The organism is Pseudomonas sp. 05N36, assembly GCF_056397385.1.
On sequence record NZ_JBFTNH010000031.1, the window covers coordinates 38,903 to 55,660 of the forward strand.

The following is a 16,758-nucleotide window of genomic DNA, read 5'->3' on the forward strand; positions in this document are numbered from 1 at the left end:
CGTGGCGCTCGATACGTCGGGGGCGGGCGCTCGCACCAAATCGGCGGAATGAGCAGTCCGCCGATGAGGTGTCGCAGGCGTGCTAGACCAGAGTGTGCTGCTTGGTATCCGTCCAACCGGCCTGGCGCAAGGCATGCAGCAAGGTGCCGGCATCCAGCCCTGGCACCGAATGCCCATTGCCCTCGGTAGTCTCGGAGGCCAGCAAGGCATTGATGATGGCTTCTTCTACCGCTTCGGTGGCGGCCAGGAACAACTCACTGATGTGGTCGTTGTTGACCATGCGCAGGTTGTCGCAGGTCGGCGCCCCTTTGCCCTGGTAGGCGGCGGGCGGCACGTGTTGGTTGCCGGTGGCGAAGGCCACGAAAATGTCACCGCTGTGGTCCTCGTTGCCGCCGCCGGTGCGGGCGAGGCCGAGGCTGGCACGCTGCGCGAGGCGTGTGCACTGGTGCGGCAGCAACGGCGCGTCGGTGGCCAGGCAAACAACGATCGAGCCCATGCCCGGATACGGCAGGGACGCTTTGAGGAACGGCGAGTCAGCCTTTTCCATATAGCGCCCGACCGGGTAGCCGTCGACGCGCAATTCGTTACGGATGCCGTGGTTGGCCTGGACGATGGCGCCGACGGTCCAGCCACCCTGAGCGCTGCTCAGGCGACGCGAAGCGGTGCCAATGCCGCCCTTGAATTCATGACAGATCATGCCGCTGCCGCCGCCGATGGCGCCTTCGGTGACCGGGCCGCCAACGGCTGCGCGCAGGGCCTGGGCCACGTGTTCGGTCTTCACGTGGAAGCCATTGATATCGCTGAGCAAGCCGTCGAAAGTCTCCAGCACCACCGGCATGTTCCAGTACAGTCGCCCGTCATCGGGTTGGTTCTGGCGATCCAGTTCAATCAGCGCATCACGCACCACACCCAGGCTGTGGGTGTTGGTGAAGGCGATCGGGCTGGTCAGCAGACCGGCCTCGCGAATCCACTCAAGACCTGTTGCGTCGCCATTGCCATTGAGCACATGGACACCGGCAAAGCACGGCTGTTGATTGGTTGAACCGGCCCTCGGTTCGATAACCGTGACGCCGGTATGAATGTCGCGGCCGTCGGCAGTTCGTCCACGCACATTGCTGTGGCCGACCCGTACACCGGGCACATCGGTGATGGCGTTGAGAGGGCCGGGTTGCAGTTGGCCGAATTGGATGTTCAGGTCGCGGGCACGTGGTTTCATGCTGAAACTCTCAGTCAAGTTAGACAGTAAAGGCGCACATTGCTCAGGGCATGCGCCGGGCGGACGTCGGCTCGGTTGCCGTTCTTGATGGTGTTCCAGCGCCGCGTGCAAACACGCTTGATCGCATGGGACGGTGGACAGGTTAGTGAGGCCGGTCGCAGGTGYCTATTACCCTGGTGGGGTACTCGCAAGGGGGTAGTGACTGGAAGGTCGGCGGGTTGAACTGATCCGTATTTTACCGGGCTATCTGCTTCTGTAATGAAACAGGCCTCGGCCTCACAATGACGCTGCAACCACAGACGTATAATTTTGGAGGCCAAATGCTGAAGATGGCGATTTTCCTGGGTGGATTTCTGGCATTGACCATCGTGATCGGTGCGCTTGCGACCATCTCTCCGATGTAACCAAAAGAACAGGGCGCCGCGTTTTTCCGGACCCTCCCGGCCTTGTGTACGTGGCGCTTTTCGACCGTTGCCGGCGCAGCCTTTGTTGCGACCTCTAGTGCCCGGTTACGGGCCGGTCAGGTAACGGTGGGGATGTAGTCGATGTACGCCAGTCGCTCGCCATTTTGGTAAATGTCGACGGCGGTGTAATGGGGCGCGCTGGGGGGCATTACCCGGTCGTACCTGGCCTGCGTACACGACAGCATTTGTGCCCAGTTTCCAGGGCGTTGGATCAAGTGCAGATCCAGCATGAGGATCGACGGATTAAAGCCTTGCGGGGCTCGCATGGTCAGATAGGCCTCGATCCCCGGATTGGCAACTTCAACATCACCCACAACGTGGAAGTCATCCGGTTTCGGCGGCATCGCGTTCAGCCATGCATGCCAGTTGTTGCTAGTGGTCATTTTTCTATTCCTTGAGAAATGAAACCCGAAGCTTGAAGTACTGCCGTTCCGTATGGCGCTTCGTATGCCATCGAATGAAATACCCGCTGTCCAATCGACCGTAAAAGGTCTCCTGTCTAAGGTGTAGACGAGGAAAGGGCGCTCCCGCTTCAGCCTGGACGAACGGTAGCCACGGGGTCTCGGGGCATGAAGCCTGCATCCGGATCATAGGGTTCAAGGAATGAAGCGGTAACCGACACCGGTTTCGGTCACGAGATGGCGTGGCTGCGAGGGGTCTGCTTCGATTTTCTTGCGCAGGCCGCCCATGAACACCCGAAGGTACGGCGTATCGGTGGTGTGCGAAGGGCCCCATACCGCTTTGAGCAGTTGCAGGTGCGTCAGGACCCGGTCCGGGTGCGAGCACAGATGAACCAGCAAGCGGTATTCCAGCGGCGTCAGGTGCAAAGGGACGCCGGCGCGCTCCACGACGCGTCGGTCCAGATCAATTTGAATGTCGGAGAAGGCCAGGACCGAGCGGTTCTCGGTATCTTTCACGCGCCTGCGTAACAGGGCACGCACGCGCGCGAGCAGTTCGCCGGTGCCGAAGGGTTTTACCAGGTAGTCGTCGGCCCCGGTGTCCAGGGCGAGGATCTTGTCGGATTCGGCGCCACGGGCCGACAAGACAATGATCGGCACCTCCGACCAGGTGCGCAGATCCCGAATAAGGTCAACGCCGTCACCGTCAGGCAGGCCGAGATCCAGCACGATCAGGTCCGGCCGGCGCGTTCCTGCGTCGATCAGGCCGCGCTGAAAGGTCTCGGCTTCATGCACTTCCAGGCCATCGGCTTGCAGGGCCATGCGCACAAAACGGCGAATGTCCTTTTCATCTTCAATCAGCAGGACGCGCAGCACCGGTTCGCTCATGATGGGTCCTCGTCAGTTTGCTGCGAAAGCGCTTCGATGTCCGGCGGCTCTTCTCGGGGCAGACGCAAGGTGAAGCGCGCACCGCCTTCCGGGCGGGTCACACCGAGCATGGTTCCGCCATGCGCCTGGGCAATCGCCCGGCAGATGGCCAGGCCGAGGCCGACGCCGGGAATCGAACTTTCCTTTTTGCCGCGCATGAACTTGTTGAAGATCGCCTCTTCGTGACCGTGGGGCAAGCCCGGTCCCTCATCGGCGACCCACAATTCAATGCTCTCGGGCGTGGCGCTGGCGCCCAGGCTGATCGGGGTGCCGGGTGGGGTGTACTTGATGGCGTTTTCCATCAGGTTGATGAGGATGCGCTCGATCAGCACCGCATCGATGCGAACCAGTGGCAAGTCCTCCTCAAGTGCGACCTGCACCGAACGCCCGCCCAGAATCGGCTGGATCGCTCTCAGGGCGCTACCGACCACGTCTTCGATGGGCTGCCATTGGCGATTCAACACCACGCTGCCGGACTCGAGGCGAGCCATGTCCAGCAGGTTATTGACCAGCGTATTCATGCGCAGCGCAGATTCACCCACCGCCGTGGCGATCTCGGCGGCTTCACCGGTCAGGGGCGGCTTGGTCAGCTGGAGCGCTTCGGCGAGCCCGACCATCACTGACAGCGGGGTGCGCAAATCGTGGGAGATGGCCGAGAGCAGCGAGTTGCGCAACCGCTCGGATTCCATCTGAACCGTGGTGTCCTGGGCGACGTTGATGTAGTGAATCCGTTCGAGCGAGATGGCCAGCAATGACGCGCAGGTGTCGAGCAGGCGCCGCTGTTCCGGCACCGCCAGCCGGGTCGTGTCGCGCGGTTGCACGGCCAGCACCCCGCGCACCCGCATGGGCGCCGACAAGGGCAGGTAGAGCGTGGAACTGGAGGGCAGGGTGTCGGTGCCGTATCCGGCCGGTTCGGTTTTGTCGTACGACCATTGGGCAATCGCAACGTCGACTTGCGGTGCGTCCCCCGTGACCATCGGCGCCTGCAGTTTATTGTTGTCGTCGGCCACCAGCAGTGCCGACCGGGCGCCAAATTCGGCCGCGAGGAACTGCGCGCCGATTTCCGCAACCTGTTCGGTCAGCAGTGCGGCGGACAACAGGCGCGACATGTCATAAAGCCCGCGCATGCGGTCTTCGCGCCGTTGTGCCACTCGCGCCTGGTAGGTCAGGCTGGCGGTCATTTGCCCGATCACCAGGGCCACCACGAGCATGACGCTAAAGGTCACCAGATACTGGATATCGGCGATGGCGAATGAAAAACGCGGCGCTACAAAGAAAAAGTCGAAGGCGCCGACCGAGACGAAGGCCGCCATGATGGCCGGGCCACGACCAAAGCGCACCGCCACGGCAACGACCGCCAGCAGGAACAGCATGACGATGTTGGCCTGTTCCAGCACCTGGAACAGCGGCATGGCCAGCAGGGTCGTCGCCGCACAGATCGCGCCGCTCCAGAGATAGGGGCGCCAGGTGATCGGGCTGTCGCTGGTGGTAGAGGTCGTCTCGGCTGGTGGGCGGCGACTCTCCGGCAGCGAGATTTGAATCACGTCGAGATCGGCGCCCAGCACCCCAATCCGATCGGCAAGCACCCGCCGCCAGAGTCGTTGGCGCGGACGTTCATCACGGCCCAGCACGACTTTTGAAAGGTTGTGCTGCCGGGCGTACTTGACCAGCGTTTCGGCAATGTCCTGGCCCGCCAGGGTCGAGATTTGCGCGCCCATGTCCTGAGCCAGTTTCAAGGTTGCCAGCACCCGACGCCGCTTGACCTCGGGCAGGCGCTGCAAGGCCGGGGTTTCGACATACACGGCGTGCCACGGCACATTGAGCTGAGCGGCCAGGCGCGCCGTCGAGCGTACGGTTTTTTCGGCCTGATCATTGGGGCCAACGCAGGCAAGCAACGACTCGCGGGTGCCCCACACCGGTTTCACCGCGCCGCTTTGGCGATACTGCAACATCTCGCTGTCGACCCGGTCAGCGGTGCGGCGCAGCGCCAGTTCGCGCAGGGCGATCAGGTTGCCCTTGCGGAAGAAGTTCTGCACCGCGCGCTCGGCCTGTTGCGCCATATAGACCTTGCCTTCCTTCAAACGCTGCAACAGATCGTCGGGCGGCAAGTCGACGATGACCACTTCATCGGCGGTGTCGAAGACATGGTCGGGCACGGTCTCCCAGACGCGAATCCCGGTGATGCCGCCGACAATGTCGTTCAGGCTTTCGAGGTGCTGAACGTTCATCGTCGACCAGACATCGATACCGGCGCTGAGCAGTTCTTCTACGTCCTGCCAGCGCTTTGGATGGCGGGAGCCTGCGATATTGGAGTGAGCCAGTTCGTCGATCAGGATCAGGCCCGGTTTGCGCGCGAGCGCGGCGTCCAGATCGAACTCGGTCAACGTGCGGTTCTTGTCGACCACCTGCTTGCGAGGCAATAGTTCAAGGCCCTCTGTCAGGGCCTGAGTCTCGGCGCGACCGTGGGTCTCGATCACGCCGACCAGCACGTCGATGTTTTGCTGTTTCGCAGTCTGGGCCGCCGCGAGCATCGCGTAGGTCTTGCCGACACCGGCGCTGGCGCCAAAAAAAATCTTCAGCCGACCACGTTTGGCCTGCGCTTCTTCTTCGCGAATCCGGGCCAGTAGCTGGTCCGGATCAGGACGTTCTTCGGCCATCAAGCTCACCGTGTGTTAACGCTCAATGTGCGGCGTCGAGTGCCAGGTTCAATTCCAGAACATTAACCCGAGGCTCGCCGAGAAACCCGAGCAGCGTGCCTTCGGCGTGTTGGTTGATCAGCTCGCGAACCTTGTCGACGGGTAGGTTGCGCACCCGCGAAACCCGGCCCGCCTGGTACAGCGCCGCGGCAATGCTGATATGCGGATCAAGCCCACTGGCGGAACTGTAGACCAGGTCGGCGGGCACCGTGGCGGTGTTGCCGGGATCGGCAGCGTGCAACGCGTCGATGCGGCCCTTCAGCGCATCCGCCAGCGCCGGGTTCAGCGGACCGAGGTTCGAGCCGCCCGAGGCCAGCGGGTTGTAGGGCATGGGGCTGGTGGCGGAAGGGCGGCTCCAGAAATACTTCGGATCAGTGAAGCCCTGGCCGATCAACAGCGAGCCCACGGTTTTGCCGTCTCTCTCGATCAGGTTACCCGCCGCCTGATGCGGAAAGACCAGCCTGGCAATGCCGGTCGTGACCAGTGGATAGGCCAGGCCGGTAAGCAGTGACAGTGCAATCAGCAGGGTCAACGCCGGACGCAGCAGAGATAACATAGCCATACTCCCTCAAGTCAGACCGACAGCGGACAGCGCCATGTCGATCACTTTGATGCCAATGAATGGAACGATCACCCCACCCAACCCATAGATCAACAGGTTGCGGCGCAACAGCAGCGCAGCACCGACCGGGCGGTACTTCACGCCTCGAAGCGCCAGGGGAATCAGGAAAATGATAATCAGCGCGTTGAAAATCACCGCCGACAGCACCGCCGAATTCGGGCTCGTCAGGCCCATGATGTTCAGTGCCGCGAGCTGCGGGTAAGTGCTGACAAAGGCTGCCGGCACGATCGCGAAATACTTGGCGATGTCGTTGGCAATCGAGAACGTGGTCAGCGAACCCCGGGTCATCAGCATCTGTTTGCCGGTTTCCACCACCTCGATCAACTTGGTCGGGTTGCTGTCGAGGTCGACCATGTTGCCGGCTTCCTTGGCCGCCTGAGTCCCCGAGTTCATCGCCACCGCGACATCCGCCTGCGCCAGCGCCGGGGCATCGTTGGTGCCGTCGCCGGTCATGGCCACCAGCCGGCCTTCGGCCTGGTAGCTACGGATCAGTTCGAGCTTTTGTTCGGGTGTGGCTTCCGCCAAAAAGTCATCGACACCGGCCTCGGCGGCGATGGCGGCAGCGGTGATCCGGTTGTCCCCGGTTACCATCACAGTCTTGATCCCCATGCGCCGCAGCTCGGCGAAGCGCTCCTTGATACCGCCCTTGACGATGTCCTTGAGCTCGATGACGCCCAGCACCCTGGCCCCGTCGGCGACCACCAGCGGCGTACTGCCGCGCTGAGCCACTTGGTCGACGATGGTTTGCACCGCTTCCGGAAAGTGTCCGCCCAGGCTTTGGACATGCTTGAGAATCGCCTCGCCGGCGCCCTTGCGCAGTTGCCGCTCATCCATGTTGACGCCGCTCATGCGGGTCTGCGCCGAAAAGTGCACGAAGTGCGCATGCAGCGCGCTGATGTCGCGTTCGCGCAGGTTGAACCGTTGTTTGGCCAGGACCACGATGCTGCGTCCTTCAGGCGTTTCGTCGGCCAGTGACGCCAGCTGTGCGATATCCGCCAGCTCCGCTTCCTTGATCCCCGGCGCCGGCAAGAACGCCGAGGCGTGGCGGTTGCCCAGGGTGATGGTCCCGGTCTTGTCGAGCAGCAACACGTCAACATCACCGGCAGCCTCCACGGCCCGGCCGGAGGTGGCAATCACGTTGGCTTCCATCATGCGGCTCATGCCCGCCACACCGACCGCCGACAGCAGCCCGGCAATGGTCGTCGGGATCAGACACACCAACAACGAGATGAGCACGGTGATCGACACCGGCGAGCCGGATTTGGCGGCTGCGACCCCAAACAGGGAGTAGGGCAGGAGTGTCACCGTCACGCCGAGGAACACGATGGTCAATGCGACCAGCAGGATCGACAGGGCGATTTCATTCGGGGTCTTTTGCCGCTTGGCATTTTCGACCATGGCAATCATGCGGTCGACGAAGGTCTCGCCGGGGTTGGCGGTCACGCGGACGACGATCCAGTCCGACAGCACCCGCGTACCGCCAGTCACCGACGAGAAGTCGCCGCCAGACTCGCGGATCACCGGAGCCGATTCGCCGGTAATCGCCGACTCATCCACCGAGGCCGCGCCTTCGATCACCTCGCCGTCGGCGGGGATCACCGAGTTCGCAAGGTCACCGGCTTCAACCACCACCACGTCGCCTTTGCACAGGTCACTCGACTGAGCCAACTGCCACTCGGCGCCGTAGTGCGGTTCGCGCAGTTTCTTGGCCCAGGTTTGCTTTTTCAGGTCGCGCAGGGACGCCGCCTGGGCCTTGCTGCGACCTTCAGCCAGCGCTTCGGCAAAGTTGGCGAACAGCAGGGTAAACCACAGCCACAAGGCAATCGCGAGGATGAACCCGCTGCTGGCCTCACCCTTGCCGCTGAGGGCCTGCCCCCAGAGGGCGGTGGTGATGATCGCGCCGATGTAGACGACAAACATCACCGGGTTGCGCCACTGGATTCGTGGGCTGAGTTTGCGCACCGACTCGACCATCGCAGGCCTTATCAGTTTCGGGTCGAACAAGGAGAACGCTTTACGTGTCATGTTCGTGGTCTCACTTGATCATGATGAGGTGTTCGACGACGGGGCCCAGCGCGAGCGCCGGTACGTAGTTCAGCAAGCCGACCAGCAACACCGTGCCAATCAGCAATACAACGAACAGCATCCCGTGGGTCGGCATCGTGCCGCCGGTGACGGCCAGGCGTTTTTTCGCCGCCAGGCTGCCAGCGACGGCGAGCACCGGTACGATCACGCCGAAGCGGCCTAGCCAAAAGGCGATGGCCAGCATGATGTTGTAGAACGGGGTGTTGGCCGACAGACCGGCGAAGGCGCTGCCATTGTTGTTGGCTGCCGAGGTGAAGGCGTAGAGGATCTCCGAGAAACCATGGGCGCCAGGGTTGGCGATCCCCAGCTTGCCGGCCTCGGCCATCACCGCAATGGCGGTCCCGAACAGCACCAGCAGCGGCGTCACCAGGATCGCGATGGCGACCATTTTCATCTCGAAGGCTTCGATCTTCTTGCCCAGGTATTCAGGCGTACGGCCGATCATCAGGCCAGCGATGAACACCGCGAGAATGGCGAATATCAGCATGCCATACAGACCGGAACCGGTGCCGCCAAACACCACTTCACCGAGTTGCATCAGCACCAGCGGCACCGCACCGCCCAGCGGCGTGAACGAGTCGTGCATCGCGTTGACCGCTCCGCATGAAGCCGCTGTGGTCACCGCCGCAAACAGGCTGGAGGCACTGATACCGAAGCGCAGTTCCTTGCCTTCCATGTTGCCCGCCGACGTATCGATACCCAGCGCGGAAAACTGCGGATTGCCCAGCTGTTCGTAATGGGTGACGGCCACCACTGCAATCACGAAGATGATCGTCATCGTCGCCAGCAGCGCCCAGCCCTGGCGTATGTCACCGACGACATGACCGAACACGAAACACAGCGCGGTCGGGATCAGGAAGATCGCGAGCAACTGGAAGAAATTGGTGATGGCGGTCGGGTTCTCGTAAGGGTGCGCCGAGTTGGCGTTGAAGAAACCGCCGCCATTGGTGCCGAGCATCTTGATCGCTTCTTGCGAGGCCACCGGCCCCATGGCAATCGTCTGCTTGTCGGTGCTGGCGGCCTTGGTCACCGGGTTGCCCTGGGCATCGAGGGTCGGCTGGCCGGCGTCATTCAGCACCGGGTTCTGGTACTGCATCACCTCCAGTGTCGAGACGTCTTTATACGGGTCAAGGTTTTGAATCACGCCCTGACTGACGAAGAACAACGCGAGTATCAGTGACAACGGCAACAGCACCCACAAGGTGACGCGGGTGAGGTCAGTCCAAGCGTTGCCGATGCTGTCCACGCTGTGGCGGGCGAACCCGCGGATCAGCGCCACCGCCACCACAATGCCGGTGGCGGCGGACAGGAAGTTCTGCACCGTCAACGCGAGCATCTGCGTCAGGTAACTCATCGTCGACTCGCCGCTGTAGGCTTGCCAGTTGGTGTTGGTCACGAAGCTGAAAGCGGTGTTGAACGAGGAGTCGGGAGTGACAGCCGCAAGCCCCTGCGGATTGAACGGCAGCACGCCTTGCAACCGTTGCAAGGCATAAACCGCCAGCACCCCCAACGCGTTGAACAGAATCAATGCCAGCGCGTACTGAAGCCACCCCATCTGAGTTTCAGGGTTGACGCCGGCCAGACGATACAGCGGCGACTCGATGCGCGAGCCGAAGGCAAATCGGCCCTCCATCACCGTGGTCAGCCAACGCCCAAGAGGCCAGGCCAGAAGGCCCAGCGCCAGGAGAAAGGCTGCGAGTAAAACCCAGGCTTGAATAGTCACAGGAAGTCCTCCGGAAACAGCAGCGCGGCGACCAGGTAAACCAGCAAACCGGCGGCAATCAGCCCGCCGAACAGATAGAAGCCCGTCATGACCGCCTCCTGTTGAGCGCCGCGCAGCCGTAGGTCAGGCCGACCAGAATGATGAGAAACAGTGCACCGAGTAGCAGATAGAAGAAGTCCATGGCGTTTCCTCCGGGAATGAGGAAAGCCTAAATGGACGCTTGGAAAGTTGTTGACAGGATTCGGGGCGGGGAAATAAAGATTTGATAAAGATGCTGGTCGGGTACAACGAGCTGTTTAAAGGTTCGGGAGCGTATCAATACGGGTCCTACGTAAACCCAAGAATCCGTCACCTTGCCCCCGTGATCGGGTGGGACTTATAGTTCTCCTCGTCGCCCACAGGCGACTAGGTTTGGCGACCTGATCAACAGAGGATCCCATCAATAAGAGATCTTCAAAATGAATCGATACATGCCCCTCACCGGAATCGACCTGATCCCGGCCTCCCTGCTCATCGACACCCAAGCCCCACTCGACGTGCTGCAAGCCACTGCTGACTACCGCATCCGCACGGTTACTCAGGTGCTGGAGAATATTGCTTTTCGTGCTGATATCGAGAGCGACACGGTGGTGCTCGCCGACTTCGCCAAACTGCTGGCCATTCCGTTGCGCGATGGGTGCGATTTGATGGATGTGATTGGTAGACGCTTGCGGGAGGAGGCGGGGAAGTGAGTGAAGGCGGGGGCTTTGAAGGTGTGATGCCTGTCTGTTAAGCGTTTGAAAGATTGTGGCCTGCGGCAAGCTCCGGATTTACGTATGGACTTGACTGCTCGGCGTGGGAGCCTGGCGTGGGCTGCGATCTTGGCTATTCTGCATGGGCCGAAAGTCTGCGGTTTACTACGTCCTTGTACAAAAAGGGGCGCCCGTTATCAATGGCAACAAGCGACCCGTGCTGCCGTTGGTCAAAGGCAGAAATCGGCCGATTCTGTTGAAAAAGTCGCCATGGTTTCCACGGCAGAAAAGTACGCGCTTGAGGTTGAAATCTTTACTTTGAGCAGAGGATTCCGGACTCAAATTTCGCGTAGCTGCGCGCAAAAAAGGCTTTTTCAGCAGTCAGTACGCGGGCAGTCTGGAAGGACCGACTTTTTCAACAGGATCGGCCAAAAGCAGCCCCTCACAACCTTGGGCGCTGAGCGCGGAAGATTGTGAGGCTGAAGGTCGCGCTGCTTTTGCGTTCAGATGTCTGCGAGGTTTTTCCGGGCCCACTGCTCGGCGGTAGTGACATGAATCGACTGCTGCTCGTTGAAAGTGCCCGCTTTAGGCCACGCCACACCTCTGCCCTGGGCAAACACAGCGCGGTACTTCTTGATGTGGTGAGTCGGATCTTTCTCCAATTCCTGGATCAGGTACGGAACAGTCCACACGTGACGTTTGAACGGGCGCCCCAGCACACGTTCAAGGAGGCTCGCAACCTCTCCGTACGTCACAGTGTCTCCCGATAGATACACGATCTGGTTGCGGAAGCGCGGTTCGAAGAAAACGATTTCCGCTGTCAGCGCACCAATGTCGTCTGGAGTCGTGAGCGTCACGCTGTTCTCAAGACTGCCTAGCGCGTTCACGGTATCGTTTTCGAAGTCAACCACCTCGAATACAGGCTCGAAAAGGAAGCTGGTGAACATGCCTGTCGAGATGATTACCCATTCAGTTTTGTCCTGGGCGCGAAGCAATTCGCGTACATCAAGCTGAGCATCGAACAGATCCTGAGGACTGCCCCGACCGATTACCTCGAAGTCGACACCAAACTGCCAAGGGAAGTAGCGCTTCACACCGGACTTGAGAGCTGCTGTAGCCAGCTTCATCGGGGTTTCCCGGCCTGCAACCATGCCTGCGCAGCCTATTACGGTATCGAAGCGTGCGAACACTTCAGCCAGTTGATCGATCGAATCGTTCACCAAATCTGCGGCCACCATCTGGATGCCGAGACCCCGAAGCTCATCGATTTCGACCTTTTTTTCGGGCACCTGCGTGTTGATGGTCGAATCCCTGAGCAGGACGCTGATTGTGGAACCGGGCGCGCGCTTTGCTACTCGCGCAAGATTGCGCAAAACCGGAAGCCCAAGCTCGCCGGCGCCTAGAACGAGAATGGATTGGGGGGGAAGCTGGGTCACTTCGGTCATGATTTCTCCTGAGACCTGTTGCCTGTAAGATGGGCAAATGCTTGCACGATTGGGCAGCGCTCGTAAGAAGGCACACCTGTGATACCAGAGAAAGAAATGACCGATCAGGAGACTCTCAGCCAGGCAGAGGCAATCTGCCGAACGCTCAGAGAAGACGATGATGGTGTCAGGCGGGAAGTGCTCGCTCACGCAGGCAGTCGCTGGTCATTGGGAATCCTTCATGCCTTGGGTGTGTACGGCACGATGCGCCATGCCGAGATAAAAAGGCAGATGACCGGTGTGACCCAGCGGATGTTGACGAAGACGCTACGCTCCATGGAGCGGGATGGCCTGCTGGTTCGGCGGGAGTTCGGTGAAATTCCGCCACGCGTCGAGTACGAGCTGACGCCACTGGGTATGGGGCTGTTGATCCGTATGTCCCCTATCTGGACTTGGGTAGTCGAGAACGTTGAGGACTTCCGCAAGGCGCGGCGTATTTTCGACAGTCAGGACGGCAAAAAACCTTCATGGCAAATCCCGACTGCCATTCCAGTAGATTCAGAAGCGCCTCAATAATCGTCTGCAACAATGATGCTAGAGGCTGCATCCCGTCATAGATAGACTTCAGAGCCAAGTATCGAATTGCTGCCGCATAGATGGAGCCCGTTTAACCACGCAAGGTCTTTTGGGCGGACGCTTACTGTCTAGGGCCTGGCCACAAGGTTTGAGAAAATGCGTAAGCGATGGACTTGAAACTGGAAGCAGGCTGCGGCTTCCGTTTCCCGGATGCTGACCGTTCAGTTGGAAGCGTTGTTCAACTGCTGAAGCTCAAGTTGCCTGGCAGCACTGGCTTCGAGGTTTGCACGCTCTTGATCCAGATACCGATAAATGCTTTGGAAGTTGGCGATTTTCTGTTTGATTTCTGCCATCTTCTTTTCAATTAGCTTAGCGCCGTCAGCACAATCGATCAGCTTGTTGCGCTGCGCATCCAGAATCTCGCCTATTTCCCCCAGGGAAAACCCCATGCTTTGCGCGCGCTGGATAAAGTCCAGATCCTGCAGAGTTTGCGCTGTGTAAACGCGATAGTTGTTAGTTTGCCGCAGCGATGAGATCAGGCCGATTTGCTCGTAGTAACGCAGCGTATGGCGGCTGGCGCCGCTGCGGGCCTCGAGTTCGCCGATTTTCATGAAAACACCGCTTGACTATAGAGTTGGGTCGATAGTTTACGCTTGATTTCTCACCTTAAACAAGGAACAGGGAAATGAGCGTGGAGTGCTTTGTCACGGGGGGTACCGGCTTCGTCGGTCAACATTTGGTGGCGTACCTGAGTGCAAAAGGTCACACCATACGGGTGTTGATGCGTCGCCCAGAGCGACTAGCTGCACTGCGCGAGCAAGTCGATAATTTGGGAGGGTGCGCAACCCGGGTATTTGCCGTAGCTGGCGATCTGGAACGGGACAACCTCGGGCTGAGTCTTGCTGACCGAGAAGTGCTAAGGCACGCCAGAGTCATATTCCACCTGGGCGCCCACTTCGCATGGGGGCTTTCGGTGGAGCATTCTCGTGCGGTGAATGTGGAAGGGGCAAAGCGTGTGGCGCTGTTGGCGGCTGAGCAAAAAAGCCGTTTAGTGATGATCGGCGGCTACATGCTGAAAAATCATGAACATTTGCAACGCATCGGAATTGATCCTCGTTATCCGGAGTCGACGAATTGGCCTGCCGTCTACCGACAGGTCGGTGGTTACGAGGGGAGCAAGCTGGAGGCGCATTTTGCGACCCTGGAGGTCATGTCCGCCAAGGGCGGGGAGATTACCGTTGTCCACCCTGCGACGGTCTGTGGCCACAGCCGCACGGGGCATATCCTTGATGGTCAGCCGCTGGTGGAGCTGATACGCAACCTTGTGCAGGGAAAGCTGACTGCAGTGCCCGGTACCGCCGAGCACTGGCTGCCACTGGTCACCGTGGATTACCTGGTTGAGATAGTGGCGGTTTGTGCTTTTGATCCTGCCATGGTGGGCCAGGAACTGCTGGCGCTTGATGACCAAACTCCCAACTTGCGAGAACTCCTGGTACAGGTGGCACAACCTTTGGGCTTAAAGTCTCCCAAGCATTACATTTCACTCCGATTGCTGAAGTTGCTACTGAGTATTCCTCCCGTCGCGTGGTTTTTGAATACAAAACCCGAAGCCTTGGACTTTATCCAGACCACTCGTTTTGATACAGCGGCGGTCGAGCAATTTGCCAACAGGCATGGAATAGCCAAGCCGGATATACGTCAGTCTTTGCAGCACACTGCAACGTTCGTCAACTCATATTGCATAGCCAAGGGCCAGGCCCTCTGACTGCTCGCTTGGCGGCAAGATGAAGGCGAATGGCGTCCTGCTGGGCGATCCAGCTTATGCCACAATAAATACTGGAGTGGGTGGGATCTTCGTATCCTCCAACTTTGCGCCGTCGATATAGGGCGGCATTCTATCGAACGACAATTCAGCGACAGGGATCGTCATCAATGCAATCTACTTTCAGCAAAGGCGTCATATTTGCACTCTCCGCTGCGGCACTGAACGCAACGATCGGTGTACTCAGCAAAGTACTCATGAATGATGGTTTCACCGCTAGCAGTGTCGCTGTCATCAAGACCGTACTGGGTTGCGTGCTTCTCTCGATCTTGCTGTTTTTCCTCAAGCGCCCGGCGGCGTCGACTAAATGGACTCAGGCGGCTATTTGCGCATTCCTTGGCATCTTTGTGCTGTTCCATTTCGAAACGTCCGCCTATCGACACTACGCTGCGGCAGGTGTGGTGGTGGTGCTGATGGCCAGTGCCTCAATTTCCTCGATTATTCTGGGGCGCATTTTCCTCAAGGATGCCATCACCGCGAACGCTACCGTTGGCGCCGCACTGGCTATTGCCGGGATCTCGGTGATCTTCGGCGGCGACCTGCAACAGGGCTTTACCCTGCAAGGTGCTGCGCTCGCCTGCATGGCCGGCTCCGGCTATGGGGCTTTTTCGGTTGCCATGAAGCGTATGGGGGTGTCGGGGGGGCTGCACTTCACACGACAATTGTTGTTCTTTGGCAGCCTGTACCTGCTGATGCCGGCTGCGGCCGATGGTTTCGCGATGGGCGAGCTGTCGCCGCTGGCGATCGCCGCGCTGCTGGCGCTGGCCACACTGCCGACAATCCTGGGCTTCTTCTGCACCACCAAGGCCATCGAGTATCTCAAGCCATCCCAAGTGCAAGCGCTGGAGCTGACCGAGCCACTGTTCGCCGCGCTGCTGGCTTTTGTGGCGCTCAATGAAGTACCGCGCGAAAGCCTGTACGCGGGAGCGGCACTGATCATCATCGGCCTGTGTTTCTCCAATGAACTAATCCGCTTGGGCAGCAAAGCATCCGTCCCTTCGACCGAGTGAGCTATTTTCGGCTCCTGATTACTTTAGCAATCAGTGGTTTTTGAGTGTTTTGAGCGACTGACTGCTTCTGGCCGATTGCTGGCTGTCTCGTCCGGCCGGGGTCCGACGCTGGCTTGCGCCCTGTCCACCAGCCGTTGCACCCACTCGGCATCCTGGTTATTGACCACGGCGTAGCGGTCCGGGGGGAAAAATGTCCAGTGATGGGCGACCTCGACAAGGCGCTTGAGTTCATCGGCAGACACCCAATACGGCGTGTCGACCAATGGCATCGGCGCGCCGCCGAAACGCCGGCCGAGAGGGAGGTTGGTGCCGGGGGCAAAGGCGATCGCCAGTTCCTGGCAGGGTTGCATTTGCTTGTCCGGCGTGGGCATTTTCCCAACCGGTCCATAGTTGAAGCTGCCCGGATATTCTTCCTTGAGCACCAGCCAGTGGCCCGCAGTAGTCTTGGCCAGGACCCATTGCGACACACCGCTGTCTTGCACGCATTCAAGCTTGCCGTTTGTCCATTGCATGAGGGTGTTGCAGTCCGGATCATAATCGGAGGACCACAGGCTGGTGCCAGAGACCAGGCTATGGTGCTCAAGCTCGGCCAACCCTTGGTCCGGCATGGACTGCCAGTAGCGTTTGGTCGGGTCGTGGGCATCGCGCAAGAAGTTGCGTAACCCCCAGGCAGCCATGAAGAGCAGCGTCGCGAGGGCAAGCCAGCCAAAGGAGGCTCCGACGATCCGGTCAAAATCCAGGCCGGGGGCGAATAACGAGCGATAGAGCAACAGGCCCAGTAAAAACGCGATACCCGGCAGAACAGGGCCAAAGCACAACGGCGGCACTAACACCTCGATCCAGCTGAAGCGGTGCCTGGACGCGTGCTCCCGCGCCCAGGCTTGCTCCTGGGCGAGCATCGGCGCCTGTTCGCGTGGGGCAATGCCAGGGGCGGGTGTCTGAAAGCGCATGGACAGTGTGTAGGGGTCATCTCTCATGGATCAAATCATGCTCTTGAAGTAATCGCTCTTCGGATACTTGAGTCATTCCTGCAACTCAGATCCAGTGACGTCCGACGCAGAATA

Annotated in this window: 15 protein-coding genes; 4 read left to right on the plus strand and 11 right to left on the minus strand. The window is 59.9% G+C overall.

Annotation, left to right across the window (positions count from 1 at the left end; genetic code table 11):
• Positions 1-82 precede the first annotated feature (82 nt).
• From AC1DIH_RS26950 to kdpF, 8 genes are all read right to left on the minus strand, one after another.
• The gene (locus AC1DIH_RS26950; RefSeq protein ID WP_477773915.1) at positions 83-1,216 is read right to left on the minus strand and encodes a DmpA family aminopeptidase; all 1,134 of its coding nucleotides are present in this window, start codon (positions 1,214-1,216) and stop codon (positions 83-85) included.
• 520 nt (positions 1,217-1,736) lie between these two features.
• Positions 1,737-2,063: a hypothetical protein gene (locus tag AC1DIH_RS26955; protein ID WP_477773916.1), complete on the minus strand. Its 327-nt coding sequence runs from the start codon at positions 2,061-2,063 to the stop codon at positions 1,737-1,739.
• Between the two features lie 213 nt (positions 2,064-2,276).
• Complete coding sequence (locus AC1DIH_RS26960; protein WP_216741442.1) at positions 2,277-2,966, minus strand: response regulator; 690 nt, start codon at positions 2,964-2,966, stop codon at positions 2,277-2,279.
• On the minus strand, positions 2,963-5,662 hold the full coding sequence (kdpD, locus tag AC1DIH_RS26965) for a two-component system sensor histidine kinase KdpD (RefSeq protein WP_477773917.1): 2,700 nt from the start codon (positions 5,660-5,662) through the stop codon (positions 2,963-2,965). The genes AC1DIH_RS26960 and kdpD overlap by 4 nt, the downstream gene beginning before the upstream one ends.
• 22 nt (positions 5,663-5,684) lie before the next feature.
• Positions 5,685-6,257, minus strand: a complete 573-nt coding sequence (gene kdpC / locus AC1DIH_RS26970) for a potassium-transporting ATPase subunit KdpC (RefSeq protein WP_477773918.1) — start codon at positions 6,255-6,257, stop codon at positions 5,685-5,687.
• Between the two features lie 12 nt (positions 6,258-6,269).
• Positions 6,270-8,348, minus strand: coding sequence for a potassium-transporting ATPase subunit KdpB (gene kdpB, locus AC1DIH_RS26975; RefSeq protein WP_477773919.1), 2,079 nt, complete (start codon positions 8,346-8,348; stop codon positions 6,270-6,272).
• Between the two features lie 10 nt (positions 8,349-8,358).
• Positions 8,359-10,131 (minus strand): potassium-transporting ATPase subunit KdpA, encoded by a 1,773-nt coding sequence (gene kdpA, locus AC1DIH_RS26980; RefSeq protein WP_477773920.1) that lies wholly within the window; start codon positions 10,129-10,131, stop codon positions 8,359-8,361.
• The gene (gene kdpF, locus AC1DIH_RS26985) at positions 10,128-10,220 is read right to left on the minus strand and encodes a K(+)-transporting ATPase subunit F (protein WP_019689681.1); all 93 of its coding nucleotides are present in this window, start codon (positions 10,218-10,220) and stop codon (positions 10,128-10,130) included. The genes kdpA and kdpF overlap by 4 nt, the downstream gene beginning before the upstream one ends.
• Before the next feature lie 369 nt (positions 10,221-10,589).
• Here kdpF and AC1DIH_RS26990 point away from each other — a divergent pair, with 369 nt between their 5' ends.
• On the plus strand, positions 10,590-10,862 hold the full coding sequence (locus tag AC1DIH_RS26990; protein WP_024264653.1) for a hypothetical protein: 273 nt from the start codon (positions 10,590-10,592) through the stop codon (positions 10,860-10,862).
• 503 nt (positions 10,863-11,365) lie between these two features.
• Here the strand turns inward: AC1DIH_RS26990 and AC1DIH_RS26995 are convergent.
• Entirely contained in the window at positions 11,366-12,307 is a 942-nt protein-coding gene (locus tag AC1DIH_RS26995; RefSeq protein ID WP_477773921.1) for an aromatic alcohol reductase, read from the minus strand.
• A gap of 96 nt (positions 12,308-12,403) precedes the next feature.
• Here AC1DIH_RS26995 and AC1DIH_RS27000 point away from each other — a divergent pair, with 96 nt between their 5' ends.
• Positions 12,404-12,862 carry a winged helix-turn-helix transcriptional regulator gene (locus AC1DIH_RS27000; protein WP_477773922.1) on the plus strand — a complete coding sequence of 153 codons (459 nt, stop codon included), beginning with the start codon at positions 12,404-12,406 and terminating at the stop codon, positions 12,860-12,862.
• Between the two features lie 221 nt (positions 12,863-13,083).
• Here AC1DIH_RS27000 and AC1DIH_RS27005 read toward each other — a convergent pair whose 3' ends face one another.
• Entirely contained in the window at positions 13,084-13,473 is a 390-nt protein-coding gene (locus AC1DIH_RS27005; protein WP_103315998.1) for a MerR family transcriptional regulator, read from the minus strand.
• Positions 13,474-13,547: 74 nt separating this feature from the next.
• Here AC1DIH_RS27005 and AC1DIH_RS27010 point away from each other — a divergent pair, with 74 nt between their 5' ends.
• Together AC1DIH_RS27010 and AC1DIH_RS27015 are read left to right on the plus strand one after the other, a co-directional pair.
• Complete coding sequence (locus AC1DIH_RS27010; protein ID WP_477773923.1) at positions 13,548-14,627, plus strand: SDR family oxidoreductase; 1,080 nt, start codon at positions 13,548-13,550, stop codon at positions 14,625-14,627.
• A 167-nt stretch (positions 14,628-14,794) separates the two neighbouring features.
• On the plus strand, positions 14,795-15,694 hold the full coding sequence (locus AC1DIH_RS27015; protein ID WP_477773924.1) for a DMT family transporter: 900 nt from the start codon (positions 14,795-14,797) through the stop codon (positions 15,692-15,694).
• A gap of 23 nt (positions 15,695-15,717) precedes the next feature.
• Here AC1DIH_RS27015 and AC1DIH_RS27020 read toward each other — a convergent pair whose 3' ends face one another.
• The gene (locus tag AC1DIH_RS27020; RefSeq protein WP_477773925.1) at positions 15,718-16,671 is read right to left on the minus strand and encodes a hypothetical protein; all 954 of its coding nucleotides are present in this window, start codon (positions 16,669-16,671) and stop codon (positions 15,718-15,720) included.
• Positions 16,672-16,758: the final 87 nt, after the last annotated feature.